The organism is Aliiglaciecola sp. LCG003, from assembly GCF_030316135.1.
Classification (GTDB): Bacteria; Pseudomonadota; Gammaproteobacteria; order Enterobacterales; family Alteromonadaceae; genus Aliiglaciecola.
Genome location: NZ_CP128185.1, coordinates 3,191,968 through 3,211,680 on the forward strand (window position 1 = coordinate 3,191,968; position 19,713 = coordinate 3,211,680).

The window sequence follows — 19,713 nt, forward strand, 5'->3', positions numbered from 1 at the left end:
TGTGCCCTCACATAAACAGCATGATTCCATCATAAGCTTACCTATCCCTCAACACAGCATTTTCAAGCAAATATATCTAATTGGGCTTGCGCTATGTTCGCAGCATAAAAAAGCCGGGGCATGCCCGGCTTAAAATAATTTATATCTGATGAGGCTAAGGTAAAGAGTCTAAATCAGCACCTTCTTTCTCAACGACTGTAGGCATTAAGTCTTCTTTGCTTATTCCTAACATAAGCGCGACAAGACTAGCCACATAAATTGACGAGTAAGTACCAATGACTACACCAAATAGCAAGGCTGTAGCAAAACCATGAATCAATGCTCCACCTTTATAAAACAACGCTAACAACACCAAAATGGTGGTTAGTGAGGTTATGATGGTTCTGTTCAAAGTTTGCGTTAATGAGGTATTGATAATATCAATTGGCTCACCTTTACGAATTTTCAGAAAGTTTTCACGAATACGATCCGAAACAACAATAGTATCGTTCAACGAGTATCCAATCACGGCCAATACTGCGGCTAGAACGGTTAAATCAAACTCAATTTGCAATACGGAGAACAATCCCAAGGTGAGAATAACATCGTGTGCCAAAGCAATTACCGAGCCTAATGCAAAGCGCCACTCAAAACGCATTGCGACATAGATAAGAATACAAATCAGCGCAACCAACATGGCCAATCCACCCTGCTCAGCTAACTCTTCTCCTACATTAGGGCCAACAAATTCAATTCTCCGCATATCTACCGCATCACCAGATGCACGTAAGGTTGCTAGTACCTGATCGCCGACTTCTTCTGCTTTTACACCATCACGGGGTGAAAGGCGAATAAGTACATCTTCACTGCTACCAAAGTTTTGCACAACCGCATCGCCAAAACCGGCGACATCTAACTGAGAGCGAATACTGTCTAACTGAGCAGGTTTGTCGTACCCCACTTCAATCAGAGTACCACCGGTAAAATCCAACCCCCAGTTGAGCTGATTAATGGCCAAAGAGGTTAAGGAAGCAACGATTAGCAAACCAGAAAAAATCATGGCGGGTATACGCATCGACATAAAATCGATGCTTTCTTTCATTTTAAAAAATCTCATTTCCCGCTCCTAAATCCATAACTTGTTTAGACGCTTACCGCCCCATACACCATTGACAATGGCGCGGGTAACGATAATTGCGGTAAACATTGACGTCAAAATACCGATCATCAAGGTAATTGAGAAGCCTTTTATAGGACCTGTACCAACGGCAAACAAAATGATTGCCGCAATGAAAGTCGTGATGTTAGCGTCTAAAATAGTCGAGAATGCACTGTCATACCCATGATGAATAGCTTGCTGTGGCGTACGACTGTCCCGTAACTCTTCTCTAATCCGCTCGAATATCAGCACATTTGCATCAACCGCCATACCGACTGTTAATACTATGCCTGCCATGCCCGGCAACGTCAGGGTGGCACCGGGTATCATTGACATTACACCGACAATCATCACTAAGTTAACCGCAAGCGCAATATTAGCGACTAAACCAAAAGCTTTGTAATACATCAGCATAAATGCCAGAACCAGTACAAAGCCCCAAATTATAGCCTGCATTCCCAAATCGATATTTTCTTGACCTAGGCTAGGCCCAACAGTCCGCTCTTCTACTATGGTAATTGGTGCAATCAAAGCTCCAGCTCGCAACAACAGCGCTAGATCTCTTGCTTCTTTGGGTGAATCTAAGCCGGTAATTTCAAATCGACTGCCTAACTGAGCACGAATAGTCGCCTGATTGATAAGTTCACGTTTGGGTACGAAAATGAGTTTGTCGTTTTCATCACGCTCACCAGTGGCTTTGTATTCAATGAAAACCGTTGCCATTGGCTTACCAATATTTCCTTTGGTGGCCAAAGACATCTTACTTCCGCCAGCGGAATCCAATGAAATAGACACTTTAGGCATACCATATTCGTCAACTCCGCTATTGGCATCAATGATATGGCTACCCTCGAGCATCACCTTATCTTGAAGCAATTGTGGCACACCTTGCCGATCTTCAATTAATTCAGTTCCAGGAGGAATACGGCCGTTGAGGGCGTCACGAACATCATGTTCCAAGTCGACCATTTTGAATTCGAGGGTGGCTGTTGCATTCAGAATTTGCTTAGCACGAGTGGTATCTTGAATACCAGGCAGCTGCACCACAATGCGTTCAGCACCCTGACGCTGAACTAGCGGTTCGGCCACACCAAGTTGGTTGACACGATTACGAATAATGGTGATGTTTTGTTTTACCGCGTAATCACGAATTTCGGTTAATTTTTGTTCTGACATACTGGCAACGAGTAGTAAGTCGCCCTGCTGAGTCAGTGTCATGTCACGGTTGCGATTTTTTAAGAAAAATTCTGCCTTGTCCAAGGTTTCGCTATCACGAAACTGAATATGCACAGTTTCATCAACGATACTGACACGGCGGTAACGAATTTTTTCTTCTCGCAATGAGGTTTTGAAATCCCCTTCCATGTCTTTTAACGTTTTAGTGACTACCGAGTTCATATCCACTTCCATTAGGAAGTGCACACCACCGCGCAAATCCAAACCAAGCTTCATCGGTGTGCCACCCAAGCCGGCTAACCATTCAGGCGTGTCAGGGGCTAAGTTCATAGCGACGTAATAATCTTCACCTAGCGCGACTTCTAGTTTTTCTCGTGCTAAGCGTTGATCACTATCGTTTTTCAAGCGCACGAGTATCTGGTTGTTCTCTAGCACTATGGCTTTTTTATCGATATTGGCTTCTGCCAATTGCCCGTTAACGCGATCCATTAACTTGGTGTCTACCACTGCATCTCTGCCAGCAGAAATCTGAACGGCGTAATCTTCGCCATACAGATTGGGGGAAGCATACAAAGTGCAGACGGCTATCACCAGCAACACCAGAATGTACTTCCAAAGAGGAGTTTGATTTAACACTTAGCTTTCCTTCACTACATAAACGAAACAGGCAAACCTAAGTTTGCCTGTTCATCTTTTAAATTGATTTCATGGTGCCTTTAGGCAGAACCGCTGAAACCGCTCCTTTTTGAATGACGATATTAGTGTTGTCATTCAACGCGATTTCTATGAAGTCTTTTTCATCAGAGACTTTAGTGACTTTGCCGACCATGCCACCTTGAGTGAGTACTTCATCACCTTTACCGATTGAATTGACTAATGCTTTATGTTCTTTTACACGTTTAGCCTGTGGGCGATACAACATGAAATAGAATATTAAGCCAAAAACACCCAATAAAATCAGCATCTCAAAACCACCACCCGCTGGGCCACCGGCTTCCTGAGCATAAGCGTTCGAAATAAATAAACTCATAAGTTCCTCTTATCTTTTTTAGTTATAGTGCCGGTACCGGCATATTTTTTTGTGTATAAAATTCTATGACGAACTGCTCAAGCTTTTGCTCAGCAATTGCGTCCCGTAAACCTTGCATAACCCGCTGATAATAGCGCAGATTATGGATAGTGTTTAGTCTCGCACCTAGGATCTCATTACACTTGTCCAAGTGATGTAGATATGACCGTGAATAATTTTTACAAGTGTAACAATCACATTTTTCGTCTAAGGGGCCAATATCCGTCTTATGTTTAGCATTTCGGATCTTAACCACCCCATCGGTAACAAATAAATGTCCATTTCTGGCATTTCGGGTTGGCATCACACAATCAAACATATCGATACCACGTCGAACGGCTTCTACGATATCTTCTGGTCGCCCAACTCCCATAAGGTAGCGAGGCTTGTCTGCAGGGATTTTATCGGTAGTATGATCCAGTACACGGATCATATCTTCTTTAGGCTCTCCAACAGACAAACCACCGATGGCATAGCCGTCAAAACCGATATCTTCCAACCCTTTTAATGATTGATCGCGCAAGCCTTCATACATACCCCCTTGGATAATACCAAATAATGCAGAGGGGTTTCCTTCATGAGCGGCTTTACTGCGTTTCGCCCAGCGTAAAGATAACTCCATTGACCGGCGAGCTTCAGGTTCAGTGGCAGGGTAAGGGGTACATTCATCGAATATCATCACAATATCAGAGCCAAGATCCCGCTGCACTTCCATGGATTTTTCTGGGGTTAATAGAATTTTTTCGCCATTGATAGGCGAGCGAAACGTCACCCCTTCTTCGGTGATTTTTCTTAAATCGCCCAAGCTAAAGACCTGAAAACCACCGCTATCGGTAAGAATCGGCTTGTGCCAATGCATGAAATCATGCAAATCACCATGCTGCTTCATGATCTCAGTGCCTGGACGTAGCATTAAGTGAAAGGTATTACCCAAACAAATATGAGCGCCTGTTTCTTCCAGCTCCTCTGGTGTCATGCCTTTTACCGTACCGTAAGTACCAACAGGCATAAAGGCTGGGGTTTCAACCGTACCGCGTTCAAAGATGAGTCTGCCGCGACGGGCTTTTCCATCTGTATTGTCTAATTCAAATTTCATTTTAAACCTTATTCATTCTGCGACCCGGAAGACAGTCCAGGGCTGAAAAACAGCGGGGATTATAAAGGAATAATAGCGATGCTTAAATCAGCAAATGCGATTTCTCTTCGCAATATTAAAAAAGCCCTGTAAACCGTAAAGTTTTCAGGGCCTTATAAAGAGACTCTAAGTTACATTTTTTCGATAAACATAGCGTCACCGTAGCTAAAGAAACGATATTCTTGTTCAATGGCTTGTTGGTAGGCGTTCATAACTTGATCTCGTCCGGCGAATGCACTGATTAACATCAGCAAAGTTGACTCAGGCAGATGAAAATTGGTCAGCATGGCATCAACAATTTCGAATTGATAACCGGGATAAATAAATATATCGGTATCTTGAAAAAATGCCGCAAGGGGTTTTCCTTGTTTGATAGAAGCGTGGGCAGCAGACTCCAGAGAACGTACTGAAGTAGTACCCACCGCAATCACGCGTTTTCCACTTTCTTTGGTGCGGATAATTGCATCTACCACATCTTGTGGCACCTCGGCATATTCAGAATGCATGTGATGCTCTACTATATTCTCGACCCGCACGGGCTGAAAGGTTCCGGCACCGACATGTAAAGTGACAAATTTGATCCCTACTCCTTTTTGCTTGAGAGTCTGTAATGTTTGTTCATCAAAGTGCAAGCCTGCCGTAGGGGCGGCAACAGCGCCTGGCTTTTCAGAGTATACGGTTTGATAGCGTTCTTTATCAGAGAACTCATCGGGACGGTCTATATAGGGTGGCAATGGCATGTGGCCATATTGCTCTAGCAAGGTAAGTATAGGCTCGTCGTTTAACACTTTTAATTCGAATAGTTGATCTTTGCGACCGAGCATTTCAAGCTTGATGTGGTCCTCCATCAACAATTGAGTTCCGGGTTTCGGTGATTTGCTCGCGCGCACATGGGCCAAGATGGTTTTGTCATCGATAATACGTTCAACTAATACTTCTACTTTTCCGCCAGTAGATTTTTGCCCTAACATGCGCGCGGGTATCACTCGGGTATTATTAAAGATAAGTAAATCACCGGGCTCAACTAAATCGATTAGATCGGTGAATTTTTTATGCTGCACCTTTCCTGATTTGCCTTGAAGATGCAGCAACCTGCTTGCACTGCGCTGTTTCATTGGGTATCGAGCGATTAAATGCTCAGGTAGTTCGAAGTCAAAATCAGATAATTTCATAGCAAATTCCAAATATAATTACCACTATTTTACGTATTAAAAAATATACCTGCAATCCTTTCTACATACCCTGTATTACTTGTGTAAAAAAATGATTAGGCTAAATTGTATACAACATTAAGTTTTTCAGCGTTTCTCCCAAACGATATTTTGCCCAACATCCCCTGTTGGGCTTTTTTTTGCCTGCTAATATTAGGCCGCAGGTTTATTGATCATCTAATTTGATTTCCATGTCGGCAAAAATATCAATAATCTCATCTCGCTCAATTTTACGCATGTTTAATACATACATAATTTGCAGTAACAGATCAGCACCTAAAATGCCCTTGTTCACCTTATTTCTAAGGTTATCGGCGCTTTGGTATATCTTAATATTCTCCAGTCGGTCACTAAGATCTTGATATTTAACCCCACGTTTAGACATTTCGGCCTTAATGATGCGTTGTACAACTTGCCGCCAATCAGCATTATTTTGCGGGTCCATACATTCTCCAATTAAGTCTTTATGTGAATTATAATTTACGTAAATGAATTATACACTACATTCAGCTAAAATAAAGTTTGACAAGAAAATACTCTTGTGACTACAATTCGTCCTGTTACAAAAAAACTTACAAAGCAATTTGCATTGATCATGTTTTTTCGTCAACAAAGGTAACATACTATAGTCATTACACTGACAGGAGAGTAGGCATGACTTGGGACCTTAATAAACTTGAGACCCTTTTTTCAGAAAACGACAACCTAGTTGTCACCCAGGAAGAAAACTGTTTATTGATCGGCAATGGCGATGGTTTAGACGCTTGGTTGGCCATCAGTGGTGAACAGATTATTGTTGAAAGCTTATTGTTTTCAACCTCAGAGGTAAAAGATAACGCAGCGTTGAATGAAGAAATTCTAAAAACACACATGCTGTTCCCCTTAACGACTATTGGCATATCCCAAGTCGCAGGAGAAGAGTATTACACTGCATTTGGCGCACTAAGCTCACAATCAAAAGCTGAAAGCGTCATGATCGAAGTCACTGCATTATTTCAAAATGTAGAAGCATTTTTAGATGCTTATCAAGATCATTTGAAATAACCCTAGTCGGTATATAGGAGAGAATTATGTCAGTTTGGAGAAAATTGATAACTGCGGTTAAAGGTGGTGCTAACGAAGCAGCACAATCTGTAGTTGATAGTCAGGCTATACGTATCCTTGAACAAGAGATCCGTGAAGCCAAAGAAGAATTACGTAAGTCGGACCATGCTCGTACGCAAATTTTGGCCAAGTGTAAATTGGCTAAACAAAAAGTAGAGGGTCTTAAGACGTCAATTAGCCAATATGAAGAGCATGCCCGTAAGGCAATTGATAGCGATAGACAACTGGCTCTTGATTGTGCGCAAAAAGTGTCTGACTTGAGCGCCGAGCTTGAAGCAGAGCAGGCTTACCTTGACCAGTTTACTCAATCAGAAAAGCAATTAGCTGGGAATATCAACCAAGCCAAGTCAAATTTAAAACGACTTGAGCAGCAAGTCGATATGGTTAAAGCCACTGAGTCAGTGCAAAAAGCGCAAGTTGCAGTTTCATCTCGTCACATGGGTGCCAATAGCAAAATGAAAACGGCAACCGAGTCATTGAGTCGCATTCAGGATAAGCAGAAACTGCGCAGCGCTGAATTAGAAGCAGCTGAAGAACTCGCGGCGGATGAATCAACTGACGATCTTGAAAAACGTCTGGCACAAGCTGGCATCAAAGGTGGACAAAGTTCAGCTGATGATGAATTAAAACGGATTTTAGGACAGTAATACGGTAACCATCAGGATGTTGGTATTCAGTAAAGTCAAAAAAGTAATCGTCAGAGTGTTCTCTGAAATGCGCTGGTACAGTATTGTACTGGCGCTTTTATTTTATGGCACCAGCAGTTGGCTATTATTGTCTGCAGCGGGTGAACACGCCCTACTCAACCCCAGCGATTTTATTTATTGGCTGGTTGTCACAGGCTCAACGGTGGGATATGGCGACCTTTCTCCCAGCACCGAGGCCGGTAAGTATTTAGTTTCATTTTATGTTATTCCACTAGGACTCAGTATCTTTGCGTTAGTCCTTGGGCGGGTGGCGTCTTGGGTTGCACTGCAATGGCAAAAAGGGGTAAAAGGTTTGAAACCATTAAATCTGGAAAATCATGTACTCGTAATTGGTTGGAATGGTCAACGTACGATGCAACTATTGAACTTGCTATTAAAAGAGCGCAGCGAAACAGATCATCAGCCCAGCATAGTATTGTGTGCCAAAGCGGATATTGACAATCCGATGCCGGACAAGATTGAATTTGTCAAAGTTTCATCATTTAACAACGATGACGACATGGATCGTGCCTGCGTAGCCAGTGCGTCTGTTGTGATAATGGACAACCCAGAAGATGATGTCACCATGACAACTGCATTATATTGCAGCAAACGCAATCAGATGGGACATCTAATTGCCTATTTCAAAGATGAAAGCCTAGTCGATTTATTACAGACCCATTGCCCCAATGTTGAATGCACACCAAGTGTGGCGGTTGAAATGTTAGCCAAATCGGCTTTCGACCCTGGCTCGAGCTTATTACAGCATGATTTATTAACTGTGCAAGATGGCCAAGCTCAATACTCCATTGAAGTTCCGGAAGATATAGATTCCATACCTGTTGAAAAGCTCTTCTTGGCGCTAAAACAACAATATAACGCCACTTTTATTGGTTACGTTGAGCCGACCGTGCCTGCTAGGGTGCAACTCAATCCCAGTTTTGATCAGCAACTGCGTGGCAAATACAAACTATTTTACATTGCCGACAAACGCATTATGCAGATGAATTGGGCAGCACTGAGTGCTTAATCATCCAATCCAAAGAATGTTGAGAGGGAAGCATGTTTTCTAAGTTATTCGGTAAAAAAGATACCAACACCAAGCCAAAGGCGCCGGAGATAATGGGCCTTTATTTAGGCGGTTCATTTGAACTCGACGATCTGAATTTGAAATTGATCGAACCGTTACTGACAATAGATGGTGCCGCCAGGCAGCATATTATTCAAGCTGTAGGTGAGGCCCACCTCGATACCGGCGGTAAAATTTTACGCTTTTACACCGATGATGACGCTTTCTTGCAAGTCGTTTTGGACGGTGGAGAGACTGAAAGTCATATTACCGATGTTAAGTTGTGGTACTTTTATGAAACCAAAACGGTTGGTTCAAAACAGCAGTGGGACCAGTTAATAAATGAACAAGTCTCCACACCATTGTACACCTTAGCAGGCAACACTTTTAACCGAGTATGGGATGCAATTGGTGATGAGTCACCGCCAGTTGCCATGACAGAAAAGACCTATGAATTAGATGGTGATGTAAGTGAAACGGATCAGTTTGTGATGCTCTACGAACGAGAAATCAATGCTCAACAATCTGAAACTTTGCTTGTCAGCGCAGAAGAAAAAATTATTAACAATAATCATGATCGCTGCTTAGTGATTAGCACCGGCTTTGATGTGTTGCCAGCAGATATTAAAATCAACGGCTAACTAGACTCTAGCATAAAAATTAAGGAAACCACATGGACACCATTATGGAATCATTCGCAGGATTAACTAGTTTTACTATTTATTTCGCTGTTTCAATTGCGCTGCTGTTTGTATTTAAACTGGCTTACACCTTGGTCACGCCGCAAGATGAGTGGAAACTAGTAAAAGAGGAGCGCAATACAGCAGCAGCTCTTGGCTTTGGCGGAGCCATTGTGGGCTTTTGTATCGCTTTAGCAGGTGCAGTTAGTAACTCGGCCTCATTAGTCGATTTTGCTATCTGGGGATTCGTAGCCCTTATTGCTCAAGTTCTAGCTTTCTTGATATTACGTTTTACTTTCATGCCAAAAATCGCCGAACGTATCGACAATCAAGAAGTATCCGCCGGTATTATGTTAGCATCAATGTCTATTGGCGTCGGGCTGCTTAACGCGGCTTGCATGACGTATTAAGGGGCCTATTATGACACCCAAACGCAGTGCTCAAATAACACTTCCAATGATTCGTAAGCATTTTGCACTTAAACCGCTCACGGTGGGTGTGGTTGGCGTTTTGCTTGCTGCCTGCTCTGACAACCGTCAAGAAGCCACTGTGTATACAAACGAACAGGATTGTAAAGACGCCAACCCAGAACAAGCTCAAACCTGTGTAACTGCCTATAAGCAGGCATTGGCCGAAGCAGAGCGCACCGCTCCTAAATATAACAGCCAAGGTGACTGTGAGAGTGAGTTCGGGCCAAATCAGTGTCGCTATGTGGAACGCAATTCAAGCTCGTTTTTCATCCCTTTTATGACGGGTTACATGATCAGTAATTTGTTGTCGCCAAATCGCTATCAATACCAACCGCTGTTTACCTCCTATTCACCCTATTCTTCCTATCGCCATCGCTGGGTCGGTGCAGACGGTTATGATTATGGTGATATTCGCAAACGTAATTACAAAGTCAAACCCGATGCGTTTAAACCCAAACCTACTGTGAGTAAAACCATAAAGCGGGGCGGTTTTGGTAGCAGTGTTCGCGCAAAATCTAGCTGGGGCAGTAAGAGCAGCGGCTCTAAAGGCGGCTGGGGCGGATAAACCGCCCTTAAGGTCAATCCACTAACTTTTCATTATGCGGCAGGGATGCTGTCCCTGCCCATCAACCCGACTCACGCCAAGCACTGAGGTACCTGCATGATCCGATTACCCATTGATGAAAGACTAGATTGGCAGCAACAAGCAGACAAGATTGGCTTTCATTTTCATACAATGTACGGGGACCGCTATTGGGATGAAAGAGCCTATTATTCTTTTACCCGCGAACAAATTGAAAATGACTTAGAAGATCCGACCGAAGAGCTGAATCAAATGGCTTTGCATGTGGTCGACAACATCATCAACGATGAAGAACTACTGAAAAAATTTGCTATTCCGGCCAGTCAGTGGGATTTGGTTAGACACTCTTGGCGGCAAAAAGACCCTTCGTTGTACGGCCGCATCGATCTATCCTACGATGGATCTTCGCCGGCAAAATTGCTTGAGATGAACATGGATACACCTACCTCTGTGTTTGAAGCAGGCCATTGGCAATGGCTTTGGTTAGAACAAAATGTGGATAGCGCTAAGTTGCCTCGTTCGGCAGACCAATTTAATTCCATTCAAGAAAAGTTAATTTATCGTTTTGCGGACATCGCAGCTAAGCATCCTAACCAACAGCTCCATTTTGCATGTTGTAAAGATACCAAGGAAGACTTAGGTACCATTGAATATCTTGCATCTTGCGCAGCAGAATCGGGGATCCCTGTAAAATTTAGCTTTATTGAAGATATTGGCATCACGCAAGATAATCAATTCACCGATCTGGATGATGAACTCATAGAATGGATATTTAAGCTATACCCTTGGGAGTTCATGATGCGCGAAGAGTTTGGGGACTACCTTGCTCAGCAAAAATGTCACTGGTTGGAACCCCCATGGAAGTCATTATTATCCAACAAAGCAATCTTGCCTCTGCTTTGGTCGCATTTCCCCAAGCATCCCAATTTGTTGCCAGCATACTTTGCTGATCAACAGCATTTGCTAGACCAAAAAGGTGGTATTGTCCGCAAACCTATTTTCTCTAGGGAAGGCGCTAATATTAAGATTCAAAAAGATGGCAAGGTGATCGCTGAATCAGACGGATTCTATGGCGATGAAGGGTTTATATATCAAGGATATGCGCCCTTACCTAAATTTGGCGATTATTATACCTTGATAGGGAGTTGGCTGGTGGGTGATAAGGCAGCAGGTTTAACTATTCGTGAGGATGGCAATATTATCACTCAAGACATGAGCCGATTTGTGCCACATATCATCATTGACTGAGACAGAAGGTGGCATATCATCTACAACGGCCAAGATACCTTGCCAAACTAATTGAGCAGATAATACACTCAAGATCAGTCTAAATATTAATTTGAATTTTGCCGTCGGCAACTTAACTAAAAGTCGTAAACCAAACCAAGTGCCTAGGGCACCAGCACTAATCATTAATAATATCAGTGGCAGCCATTGCCAGAATGAAAAGCCAGCCGCCACATAAACCAACGCTTTCAAAGTGTGCTGAAGGGTCATACAACTAGAAAACGTGGCCGTGAAGCGCATCTTGTCGTAGCCATTTACATGCATCCAACTACCCACTAACGGACCGCTGGCTCCGACAAACATAGAAAGAAAAGTGGTGATGTAGCCTGCTATTATCTTCCATAGGGTAGAGGTCTCAGCAATTTTAGGCGTCACGCCCCACAATAAATACAAGACAAAGATGCCAACTGCTATCTTACTCAAATCGTGGGGGAAGTCCGCTACAAAAAACCAAGAGCTCAGCGCGCCGCCTAGCCCGCCTATAGAAAAAAATATCAGCATGGCGCGATCAATGTAACGAAAGGTCATAGCTGCGCGGTTTGCATTTGAGCCTAATTGCACTAAACCGTGCACAGGTATAACGACCGACATCGGCATAATTGATGCTAACACCACCAGCAACATCAGTCCGCCCCCCGCGCCAAATGCAGCAGTAAAGAAAGATGTCATTCCGGCCAATACGATTAATAGGCAAGTCGTAAGAGGCGTTAAAAAATCGTTGGTGAAAAATTCCATTTATCTATATTAACTGAAAAACAGTAGCGATAAATCTTATATTAACTAGATATTTTATCCTGCGATTAATATGCACAAACAGGGGGTCAGCAACGACAGTTTTCACCCATTTGTACGGTCTAGCAGGCATCAATTATGTGAAGCCTGGGGAAATTCCAACCTGTCGTAATCAGCTTAAATTTCACGGTGATAAAACTTGTTACATCTATTAGGGTTCCAATCACTATCTGCGCCCTTTACACTGCAGCGACAATAAAAACCGTTGTTTAACCTAGCTTAGCGATTTTAAGCCTTGCGGTAGTATAGTAATTTAAGGAACCTATGTGACGGGAAATGCAACCTCAAAGCTCTACTTACAATTTAAGTTTGTTTTTTATTTCATACTAACCTTTGCAATAATTGAGTTGGTAAATATTATTTCGAACCGCAGTTTGAATGTGTTCGGTATTTATCCTCGTGAGTTATTTGGCTTACGGGGTATTTTGTTGAGTCCTTTGCTACACAGAGATATTTTTCACTTCGGTGCAAATATTGTCACATTAGCAATTTTCAGTTGGCTGGTGCTGCAATATGGCCGCAATAAGTTTTTCGCGATTACACTATTTATTGTACTCAGCAGCGGCTTAATGGTTTGGATATTGGGCCGTTCTGCCATGCACATAGGTGCCAGTGGATTGGTATATGGTTATCTAGGGTTTTTATTCTTAGGCGGGCTACTGGCAGAAAGATTTAAATTGTTGTTTATTTCACTTATTGTCACATTTTTTTACGGGGGATTGATTTTTGGTGTCTTCCCTACCCGCACGTTTGTATCTTGGGAGTCCCATTTATTCGGCTTCATAACAGGATTAGTGGCTGCAAAAATTTGGGCAAAAAGGAGATAGTCGCGCAAAAATAATTACACCAGTGAGTTATATTATCGCAGTTATTTGCACTTTGGGCCCGTTGTTATTAGAGCTTTGGTGGTAAATTCGATATAATTTTTGTTCCTATTATGAGAGTCCTAATTCATGACCAATCAAGCAGAAAGTTCGACAAGCAAAAAGCCTGCTAAACCTAAACAAAACGGCGGTTTCCTTGGGAACTTGGCATTTAATATTGTTATCCCAGTATTAATTCTAACCAACCTAAGTGGAGAAGACTCCTTAGGGCCAGCCTGGAGCGTAGTGATTGCCTTGCTATTTCCAATTGGCTTTGGCCTATGGGATCTGAAGAAATCAGGCAAAGTTAACGGTTTTTCTGTGCTAGGGATTATCAGTATTTTTCTGACCGGTGGTATAACACTGCTCAAACTACCAGCAGAATATATAGCTATTAAAGAAGCCGCGATCCCATTGTTAATTGGTATTGCCGTGTTAGTCTCGCAATTCACTCAAAAGCCTTTAGTCAGACTCCTTATTTTGAATGAGAATGTGATTGACCTACAAGCATTAAATCTGGCTCTTGAAAATAAAAATAATACTGCGCTTTTTAATCAGAAGGTAAATGTCAGCTCTTATATTGTGACAGCATCTTTTTTCTTATCCTCAGCACTTAATTATATTTTAGCGAAAATGATTTTAGTTAGCGAGCCAGGCACAACCGCATATATTGAAGAGTTAGGGCGTATGACGGCTCTAAGCTATCCAGTTATTGTGATCCCAAGCACTATTATGTTATTTGGCGCAATAGGTTATTTATTTGTACAAATGAAAAAGTTGACTGGCGAAGATTTTTTCACATTTATATTAGAAGAAGCTTAGCTCGGTAGCGTACTATTCGATTAACAAGGCTAGCAAGATATAAAAAAGAGGTATCAATTGATACCTCTTTTTTGTTTTAACCACCATTATTAGTGTCATTTAGTCTGCTTGTTGACCCAGCAAAGCAAATATTTTTTGCGGAATTTCAACATTATCCATATGCCCTGAGAAGTGCTCAGAACCAGCCCCCATGGCAAATATCTGCACATCAACGCCTGTGTGACCAGAGGTAGTCCATCCGGTATTCGTGCGCTTATCCATAACTTTTTTCAGTTGTACGTAAACGGCTTTTTGGTCGCCAATACTAGCAGTTGCAATGAGCGCTTTTTCTTCCTCCGTTAACGCAAATCCTAAACCCTTGTGCGCTTCTTCGAATGGTGTATCACTAGTGGTCATTTTAGCCGCTAGAGTAGTTAAAGACGCATTAAGATTTTTTAGCGGATCTGGCTTCCACTCATATAAACCATCGGCTGCGAGAGTAAATCCGCCGGTACTATGGTCGGCGGTCAACACCACTAGGGTGTCTGGATGCTGCTCAACATAGCTTTCAAGCCATTCTAGGGTCTTGGCCAAATCATGCATTTCAGCCATAGCAGACGCCACATCGTTAGAATGCCCTGCCCAATCTACCTGACTGGCTTCCACTACCAAGAAGAAGCCCTTGTCGTTCTCGAGTTGTTTGACCGCAGCCCCTGTCAACATGGGTAAACGCACACGGTTGTTGGTATCCAGAGCCCAGGGCATACCCTGCTCGCCAAATAATCCAATTACAGGTTTATTAGGCTGCAAATCCCCCAAAGCTGATAAGGTATCAATGTATTGGTATCCGGCAGCTTGAAATTGCTCAACCAAGTTACGATCTTTACGGATAAAGTAATCCCAGCCACCGCCTAACATCACATCTAACACAAACATTCCATTTAGTTTTCGATCATAGTAGCTATCTGCTATTTGATCATAATTGCGACGGGACTCATTGTGAGCAGCAAAAGATGCTGGTGTGGCATGATTGATTTGCGAGGTAACTGCAACTCCGGTTTTCATCCCTTTGAGTCGGGCCAACTCTAAAGTGGTTTGAAGGGACTTCTTGTCAATATCAACGGCGATGGCACCATTGTAAGACTTAAACCCTGTCGATAGTGCAGTAGCACCGGCTGCTGAATCAGTGACATAACCACTCATTCGTGCAGGATAGGTGCTGGCCATGCCAACTAAGTGACGGTCAAACACAGTTTCTTCTATATTTGCCGACGATTTATCGTCCGCAAAATAACGATAAGCAGTGGTATACGCCGGTCCCATACCATCACCTATCACCATGATGATATTCTTAGGTTTTTCATCTGCATTGGCAGTACAAAGTACCAACACACTAAGCAGTGCTAAAATAGATTTCATTACAACTCCGAATGACTATTTACTTCAGGATTCATTATACCTGTGAAGGCGGATCATACTGGAATAAGCCAAAAGAGGCACTACAGTTTGCTGATTTTGAACCCATAACTATAGCAAATGAACGTGAATTTGAACCTATAGGTCTCATTTCAATGACCATAAGAAATACACGGGCCCCTAAGGGAGTGGTATTTTTAGGAATAATTTGTCGGCATTTCTGCCAAAGGATAATACTAGAAGTCGTATGTTTAGTCTGATTCTAATTTTTCACGCATGCGCTGTTGAACCACATCCACTAACAAATCAGGCTGAAACTTTGAGATAAAGCGGTTGCAACCAACCTTCTCAACCATAGCTTCATTAAAACTACCACTTAGCGAGGTATTGAGTGCGATGAATAGGTGCTTCATGCGCTCATCTGAACGCACTTCTGAGGTCAAACGATAACCGTCCATCTCAGGCATTTCTGCATCGGTAAACATCATCAAAATTTCGTCGGTGACATTTTTGCCTTCATCAGCCCATTGTCGTAACAAGTTCAACGCCATCAAACCGTCACGCCGCTCAATGATATTTATACCCAATTGCTTTAATGTGTCTCGGATCTGCCACCTTGCTGTTGCCGAGTCATCTACAACTAACACAGTTTGCCCCTTCAAATGCTTTACCACATCTTCATCGAGTACATCTTCAGAAATATGGGTGTCGTACTCAATAATTTCTGCCAAGACCTTTTCCACGTCGATAATTTCCACTAGCTCATTTTTACCATCAACTTCAATTTGAGTAATCGCAGTCAGATAGTTGTTTTTGCCTATAGTGGTAGGCGGTGGCTGGATATTACTCCAGGATGTATTGACTATGTTCATCACCTCGCCGATCAAAAAACCCTGCACACTACGATTGTATTCAGTGATGATGACATTTTGATTCTGCGATACTTTTGGAGAGGAACTGATTTTAATGGCTTGGCGCAAATCGATCACAGGTATTGATGTACCGCGATAGTTGGTTATACCTTTTAAATGAGCATGTGAACCGGGAATTTGATTTAGTTGTGGTACCGTAATCACTTCTTTTACTTTGAAAACATTGATTGCAAAAGTGTGCCTCGTACCTAACTTAAACATCAAAAGTTCAAGCCTGTTCTCGCCTACAAGTTGAGTTCTTTGATCGACTGACGCTAAAATTCCGGACATAGGTACCATACACTTAGTTGACTATATACATAATAGTCTTAAAACGGCTCTGTGGTAAACCTGTCAACGGCATAGTTTTATACTATAGCCGAATTATTCACAGCGGTTATTTTTACAATTTAATATATATCGCTATGGAAATTGTTTTACTCACGCCACACATTCACAATATCTATACCGAAAATAATTAACATCAGTTTCATTTATTCAAACCATCCCGTTACTATGACTCCATCGATGCAAACAATATTAACAATAGGCGAATCGATAATTTTAAGTTAATAGCCAAGTCACTACTTCGCTGTTGACCTCAGTTCCCTACAAAAGTAACGAGAAGGATAGAGCTATGTCTCAATACCAAAATGATCTAAATGCAGTATCACAACTTTGTCAGCAAAATGGTAGTGGCTGGAGTGCAATTAATCCAGAATACGCAGCTCGTATGAAAGCTCAAAACCGATTCAAGACAGGTCTGGAAATCGCAAAGTATACCGCTGCTATTATGCGTAAAGACATGGCGGATTATGATGCCGACAACAGTCAATACACTCAATCCTTGGGATGCTGGCATGGGTTCATCGGCCAACAAAAAATGTTGGCCGTTAAAAAACACCAAGGCACAACAGATAAAAGTTATCTTTATCTTTCGGGTTGGATGGTTGCCGCCCTTCGCTCTGAGTTCGGTCCTTTACCTGATCAATCCATGCATGAAAAAACCTCAGTTGCAGCGTTAATTGAAGAGCTCTACACCTTTCTTCGCCAAGCCGATGCGCGGGAACTGGGCGACTTGTTTAAACAATTAGACAGCGCCAAGGCCGCAGGTAAAGACAGCAGCGAAATACAGGCGCAGATAGACAATTATGAGACTCATGTGGTGCCGATCATCGCCGATATTGATGCCGGATTTGGAAACGAAGAGGCTACTTATTTGCTCGCCAAGAAGATGATTGAAGCGGGTGCTTGTTGCATTCAAATCGAGAATCAAGTTTCTGATGCCAAGCAATGTGGTCACCAAGATGGCAAAGTTACTGTTCCTCATGAAGACTTCTTAGCTAAGATTAATGCTGTGCGTTATGCGTTTCTAGAACTAGGCGTGGATGACGGTGTGATAGTGGCCAGAACCGATTCTTTAGGTGCAGGTTTGACCCAGAAAATCCCTGTTTCAACTAAAGCAGGGGATTTAGCGTCTCAGTACAACGCCTTTTTAGATACCACCGCGGTAAATTCTGTTGATGATTTAAATGATGGCGATTTGGCTCTTCGCCAAGATGGTCAGCTTGTTAAACCAGTACGTTTACCAAATGGATTGTTTAAATTCAAGGACGATACTGGCTTTGATCGTGTGGTTCTGGACTGCATAACATCATTGCAAAATGGCGCTGATTTATTGTGGATTGAGACCGAGAAACCTCATGTAGGACAAATTGGTGCAATGGTAGACGCGATTCGTCAAACTATCCCGAATGCTAAATTGGTTTATAACAACTCCCCTTCATTCAACTGGACGCTAAACTTCCGTCAACAAGTTTTCGATACTTGGCAGGAAGCGGGTAAAGACCTAAGCCAATACAACCGTGATGAATTAATGTCTGTGAAATATGATGACAGCGACTTGGCTCAAGAAGCAGATGAAAAAATCCGCACCTTCCAGGCTGATGCAGCCCGTGAAGCTGGTATTTTCCATCATTTGATCACTTTACCAACCTATCATACAGCGGCTCTATCCACTGACAATCTAGCCAAAGGATATTTCGGGGACCAAGGTATGCTTGCTTATGTTAAGGGCGTGCAACGTCAAGAACTCCGTCAGGGCCTAGCGTGTGTGAAGCACCAAGCCATGGCAGGATCTAATTTAGGTGATGACCATAAAGAATACTTCAGTGGTGAGCAGGCGCTTAAGGCAGCCGGCGAAGACAACACCATGAACCAATTTGATGCGTAAATCATCGCGCTCAAAGTGAACTAGCTAAAAGAGCAAGCACTCGCTTGCTCTTTTTTTATCCACAAAACCAATTGATTGGATTTTGTGTGTGAATACCCCCCACCTGTTGATATAATCCTTTGAAAATCAGACCATAAGTAGATTTATTTTGAACATAGCAAAAGTCGACCTGAATTTATTGGTGTATTTAGATGTTCTGCTTCGTGAAGGAAGTGTAACCAAAGCAGCCAATCAGCTAAGTATCACTCAACCTGCCATGAGCAACGGTTTGAAGCGTTTACGGGACTTGTTCAAAGATCCGCTATTAGTTCGCACTAGTGACGGTATGACTCCAACTAAACGGGCATTGGAATTGCAACCTGTAGTCCGAGATGTACTAGCCAAACTTGAAACCACAATTCAACCTGAGACCGAATTTGTTCCGGCTACAAGCCATCGAACCTTTAGAATTATGGCGAGTGACTATGCTGAATCTACTTTACTGATCGAGGTTATTCGCCAATTAGGTAAAATTGCCCCTAACATCACCTTGGATGTTATCACCCCAAGTGATGTGACGTTTCACGACGTAGAGCACGGCAAAGTAGATATGGCTATCAATCGTTTCGATGAATTGCCCCTTTCTTTTCACCAGAAAGTGATTTGGTACGACACCTTTTCCTGTGTGTTAAATAGTCAGAACCCGATAGTGGCAAAATTTGATTTACACAGTTACTTGTCGGCTCAACATATTTGGGTGAGTAAAACCGGATTTGGTGTCGGTGTGGGGGTGGATCCCAATGAAGTACAAAAACTAGGTTGGGTGGATGCTGAGCTGACCAAAATTGGCAAGAAGCGAGATATCCGTGTATTCACTCGCCATTACCATGTAGCCTTGCAGTTAGCAAAAGCGCAAAATTTGATTGCGACGCTGCCTTCAAAGGCTGCACATCTTTATCACAAAGACCAAGATGTGGTTATATTAGACCCACCCTTTGATATTCCCCCTATTGCACTCAAAATGGCTTGGAGCGCGCTATTGCATCACGATGCAGGGCATATATGGTTCCGACGTTTAATTGGTGATGTGGCAAACCAACTAAGTTAGTC

General features: G+C 42.6%; 20 protein-coding genes. 11 read left to right on the top strand and 9 right to left on the bottom strand.

What is annotated here, in order from left to right; translation table 11 throughout:
• Nucleotides 1-154: 154 nt before the first annotated feature.
• The 6 genes from secF to QR722_RS13970 all read right to left on the bottom strand — a co-directional run bounded on the left by secF (nt 155) and on the right by QR722_RS13970 (nt 6,174).
• Nucleotides 155-1,096 (bottom strand): protein translocase subunit SecF, encoded by a 942-nt coding sequence (secF, locus tag QR722_RS13945; protein WP_286283510.1) that lies wholly within the window; start codon nt 1,094-1,096, stop codon nt 155-157.
• Nucleotides 1,097-1,105: 9 nt separating this feature from the next.
• Nucleotides 1,106-2,950 (bottom strand): protein translocase subunit SecD, encoded by a 1,845-nt coding sequence (secD, locus tag QR722_RS13950; RefSeq protein WP_286283511.1) that lies wholly within the window; start codon nt 2,948-2,950, stop codon nt 1,106-1,108.
• Nucleotides 2,951-3,008: 58 nt separating this feature from the next.
• Nucleotides 3,009-3,344 carry a preprotein translocase subunit YajC gene (gene yajC, locus QR722_RS13955; RefSeq protein ID WP_286283512.1) on the bottom strand — a complete coding sequence of 112 codons (336 nt, stop codon included), beginning with the start codon at nt 3,342-3,344 and terminating at the stop codon, nt 3,009-3,011.
• 22 nt (nt 3,345-3,366) lie between these two features.
• Nucleotides 3,367-4,479, bottom strand: a complete 1,113-nt coding sequence (tgt, locus tag QR722_RS13960) for a tRNA guanosine(34) transglycosylase Tgt (protein WP_286283513.1) — start codon at nt 4,477-4,479, stop codon at nt 3,367-3,369.
• A 170-nt stretch (nt 4,480-4,649) separates the two neighbouring features.
• Nucleotides 4,650-5,690: a tRNA preQ1(34) S-adenosylmethionine ribosyltransferase-isomerase QueA gene (queA, locus tag QR722_RS13965; RefSeq protein ID WP_286283515.1), complete on the bottom strand. Its 1,041-nt coding sequence runs from the start codon at nt 5,688-5,690 to the stop codon at nt 4,650-4,652.
• A gap of 205 nt (nt 5,691-5,895) precedes the next feature.
• Nucleotides 5,896-6,174, bottom strand: coding sequence for a DUF6471 domain-containing protein (locus QR722_RS13970; RefSeq protein WP_286283516.1), 279 nt, complete (start codon nt 6,172-6,174; stop codon nt 5,896-5,898).
• A gap of 209 nt (nt 6,175-6,383) precedes the next feature.
• Between QR722_RS13970 and QR722_RS13975 the strand changes: the two genes are divergently transcribed.
• The 7 genes from QR722_RS13975 to QR722_RS14005 all read left to right on the top strand — a co-directional run bounded on the left by QR722_RS13975 (nt 6,384) and on the right by QR722_RS14005 (nt 11,569).
• Nucleotides 6,384-6,773: a YjfI family protein gene (locus tag QR722_RS13975; protein WP_286283517.1), complete on the top strand. Its 390-nt coding sequence runs from the start codon at nt 6,384-6,386 to the stop codon at nt 6,771-6,773.
• A 26-nt stretch (nt 6,774-6,799) separates the two neighbouring features.
• Nucleotides 6,800-7,480 carry a PspA/IM30 family protein gene (locus QR722_RS13980; protein WP_286283518.1) on the top strand — a complete coding sequence of 227 codons (681 nt, stop codon included), beginning with the start codon at nt 6,800-6,802 and terminating at the stop codon, nt 7,478-7,480.
• Between the two features lie 16 nt (nt 7,481-7,496).
• A complete protein-coding gene (locus QR722_RS13985) occupies nt 7,497-8,549 on the top strand; it encodes a potassium channel family protein (protein WP_286283519.1) in 1,053 nt (350 codons plus the stop codon).
• 32 nt (nt 8,550-8,581) lie between these two features.
• Nucleotides 8,582-9,229, top strand: a complete 648-nt coding sequence (locus QR722_RS13990) for a YjfK family protein (protein WP_286283520.1) — start codon at nt 8,582-8,584, stop codon at nt 9,227-9,229.
• 32 nt (nt 9,230-9,261) lie between these two features.
• Nucleotides 9,262-9,678 carry a DUF350 domain-containing protein gene (locus QR722_RS13995; RefSeq protein WP_286283521.1) on the top strand — a complete coding sequence of 139 codons (417 nt, stop codon included), beginning with the start codon at nt 9,262-9,264 and terminating at the stop codon, nt 9,676-9,678.
• 10 nt (nt 9,679-9,688) lie between these two features.
• Nucleotides 9,689-10,303: a DUF1190 family protein gene (locus tag QR722_RS14000; protein ID WP_286283522.1), complete on the top strand. Its 615-nt coding sequence runs from the start codon at nt 9,689-9,691 to the stop codon at nt 10,301-10,303.
• A gap of 96 nt (nt 10,304-10,399) precedes the next feature.
• Nucleotides 10,400-11,569, top strand: a complete 1,170-nt coding sequence (locus tag QR722_RS14005; RefSeq protein ID WP_286283523.1) for a glutathionylspermidine synthase family protein — start codon at nt 10,400-10,402, stop codon at nt 11,567-11,569.
• Here QR722_RS14005 and QR722_RS14010 read toward each other — a convergent pair.
• Nucleotides 11,495-12,343 (bottom strand): sulfite exporter TauE/SafE family protein, encoded by an 849-nt coding sequence (locus QR722_RS14010; RefSeq protein WP_286283524.1) that lies wholly within the window; start codon nt 12,341-12,343, stop codon nt 11,495-11,497. The genes QR722_RS14005 and QR722_RS14010 overlap by 75 nt on opposite strands.
• Before the next feature lie 323 nt (nt 12,344-12,666).
• Between QR722_RS14010 and QR722_RS14015 the strand changes: the two genes are divergently transcribed.
• A complete protein-coding gene (locus QR722_RS14015) occupies nt 12,667-13,227 on the top strand; it encodes a rhomboid family intramembrane serine protease (protein ID WP_286283525.1) in 561 nt (186 codons plus the stop codon).
• A gap of 126 nt (nt 13,228-13,353) precedes the next feature.
• Nucleotides 13,354-14,085, top strand: a complete 732-nt coding sequence (locus tag QR722_RS14020; RefSeq protein WP_286283526.1) for a VC0807 family protein — start codon at nt 13,354-13,356, stop codon at nt 14,083-14,085.
• Nucleotides 14,086-14,184: 99 nt separating this feature from the next.
• Here the strand turns inward: QR722_RS14020 and QR722_RS14025 are convergent, their stop codons facing one another.
• Both QR722_RS14025 and QR722_RS14030 read right to left on the bottom strand, forming a co-directional pair.
• Nucleotides 14,185-15,483, bottom strand: a complete 1,299-nt coding sequence (locus tag QR722_RS14025; RefSeq protein ID WP_286283527.1) for an alkaline phosphatase — start codon at nt 15,481-15,483, stop codon at nt 14,185-14,187.
• A 248-nt stretch (nt 15,484-15,731) separates the two neighbouring features.
• On the bottom strand, nt 15,732-16,682 hold the full coding sequence (locus QR722_RS14030) for a chemotaxis protein CheV (protein ID WP_286283528.1): 951 nt from the start codon (nt 16,680-16,682) through the stop codon (nt 15,732-15,734).
• Between the two features lie 346 nt (nt 16,683-17,028).
• Between QR722_RS14030 and QR722_RS14035 the strand changes: the two genes are divergently transcribed.
• Both QR722_RS14035 and QR722_RS14040 read left to right on the top strand, forming a co-directional pair.
• Nucleotides 17,029-18,624 carry an isocitrate lyase gene (locus QR722_RS14035; protein WP_286283529.1) on the top strand — a complete coding sequence of 532 codons (1,596 nt, stop codon included), beginning with the start codon at nt 17,029-17,031 and terminating at the stop codon, nt 18,622-18,624.
• A 148-nt stretch (nt 18,625-18,772) separates the two neighbouring features.
• Nucleotides 18,773-19,711: a LysR family transcriptional regulator gene (locus tag QR722_RS14040; protein WP_286283530.1), complete on the top strand. Its 939-nt coding sequence runs from the start codon at nt 18,773-18,775 to the stop codon at nt 19,709-19,711.
• The last annotated feature ends 2 nt before the right edge of the window (nt 19,712-19,713 follow it).